The following is a 2,205-nucleotide window of genomic DNA, read 5'->3' as shown; positions in this document are numbered from 1 at the left end:
ACGTGCTCAACGGCGGCCCCGCCCGCCCGGACCGGGACGCCGGCCTCGCCCTGCGGGTCGCGACCCTGGCGCCCTACTTCGACGCCGCCCACTACCGGGCCGGCCTGAGCGAAGCCCGGGCGGACGCGCTGGCGGAGGCTTCGGATGCCGAGCTGCTGCGGTCCTACGTGGAGGGCGGCTGGCGGGCGTTCGTCAGCCCGCGGCCGGACTTCGACCCGGCGGGCTTCGTGCAGGCGCGGGCCGGCAGCCGGGCAGTCCGGGACGACCCGTTCTTCCGCTACGTGGCCGAGACGCGCCTGGGTGGGGCCGAGCCGTTCGCGGAGGCCGGGCGCCTGGCCGTGCCGGCGGTGGACGCGGACTGGTACCGGGCGACCTACCCGGATGTCGGCTCACAGGCGCCGTACCTGCACTTTGCCGGTTCGGGCTGGCGGGAGCTGCGCGATCCGGGCCCGGGTCGCTCGACCCTCGACGCGCTGCTGCGGGTGTGCGGGCTGCGGCCGGGCCAGGCGCCTGTGGAGGACACGGGCTGGCTCGGGGCGATCGGGCGGGGGACTGAGGATCGGGCCGACGACCGGGCGGAGCGGCTGGACCGTCAGGCGCAATTGATCGCGGGGCACTTCGACCACGGCTTCTACCGGGCGCGCTACGGCCTCGCCGCGGAGGCGGACGCGGTGCGCGACTATTGCGACACCGGCTGGCGCCTCGGGCGAAACCCCAGGCCCGATTTCAACGGGCAGGCCTATCTGGCGGCGCATCCGGGGGTCCGCGAGACCGGCTTGGCGCCCTTCGTCCACTTCCTGGCGACGGCCTTGCTGCACGGCGCCGACATCGCGGCCGGCGCCTTCGAGCCGCGCTACGGCGCGCCGGATACACGGGAGGCAGCGCTCGAAGACGCGATGCGCCTGATCGCACCCCATTTCGACGCCGCCTACTACACCAAGCGCTATCCCGACACCGCGAACGCGGCCGGCGGCCCGCTCGCCCATTTCGTCGCCTACGGCCAGCACGAGGGCCGCGACCCGAGCAAGACCTTCTCCATCGCGTTCTACGAGGAGACCTACGGCCACCTGTTCGCCCCGGGGGAATCGCCGTTCCTGCACTACGTGCGCGCGGGCCGCGCCGCCGGCCTGATGGGCGCGCCTGAGGATCTCGGGACCCTGCCGCCGCTCACCGCCCCCGACCCGCACGACTGGGAGCACCTGCCCCAGGCCCGGCCCATCGCCGACGCCCGCGTGCTCGTCATCATGCCCGTCTACAAGGGACGCGGCGAGACCCTGCGCGCGCTGCACGCCTGCCTGTCCCGGCCCCAGGCAACCCCCTTCACCCTGCTCGCCGTCAACGACCGATCCCCCGACCCGCAGCTCACCGCGGAGCTCGCGCAGCTCGCCGCCCGCGGCCTGTTCCACCTCGTCGAGAACGCCACCAACCTCGGCTTCGTCCGATCGGTCAACCGCGCGCTCGGCCTCCGCCAGGGCCGCGCCGTCGTCCTGCTCAACTCCGACGCCGAGGTGTTCGGCGACTGGCTCGACCGCCTCGTCGCCCACGCCGAACCCACCGAGGCGGGCGCAGCCGGTCCGGCAGACCCCCGCGTGGGCAGCGTCACGCCCCTGTCCAACAACGCCACCATCTGCTCTTACCCGCGCTTCAACGCCAACAACACCATGCCCCTCGAGATCGCACCGCCCGACCTCGACCGCCTCGCCGCCGCGACCAACCCCGGCCGCAGCCTGCCCGTGCCCACCGGCGTCGGCTTCTGCATGTACATGACCGCGCAAGCCCTCGACGCCGTGGGCGAGCTCGACGCCGAGGCCTTCGGGCGCGGCTACGGCGAGGAGAACGACTGGTGCCTGCGCGCCGAGAAGGCGGGCTTCCGCAACCTCCTGGCCGAGGACGTCTACGTCTACCACGCCGGCCAGATCTCGTTCGGCGCGGAGGGCGGCGGCGGCGGGGGCGCCTACGACCAGGGCCAGGCCGCGCTCCTGTCCAAGCACCCCGACTACCTCGCCCGGGTCGGCCAGTTCGTCCAGGCCGATCCCGGACGCCAGGGCCGGGCCCGGCTCGACCTGGCGCGGCTGGCGCGGCACCTGTCCGGCCGGGCGCTGCTGTTCGTCACCCACAGCTGGGGCGGGGGCATCCAGCGCCACCTCGACGACCTGATCGCCCAGGCGCGCGCCGAGGGCACGCCCGTGGTGCTGCTGCAGATCG

General features: G+C 74.3%; 1 protein-coding gene. It reads left to right on the top strand.

Translation table 11 applies throughout. The annotated features are described in order from the left end of the window. A partial coding sequence (locus tag AAHG09_RS31705; RefSeq protein ID WP_342112307.1) for a glycosyltransferase occupies window positions 1–2,205 on the top strand: 2,205 nt, incomplete at both ends.

The organism is Methylobacterium guangdongense (assembly GCF_038442355.1).
GTDB lineage: Bacteria > Pseudomonadota > Alphaproteobacteria > Rhizobiales > Beijerinckiaceae > Methylobacterium > Methylobacterium guangdongense.
This window is presented reverse-complemented; position numbering and strand designations above follow the sequence as displayed.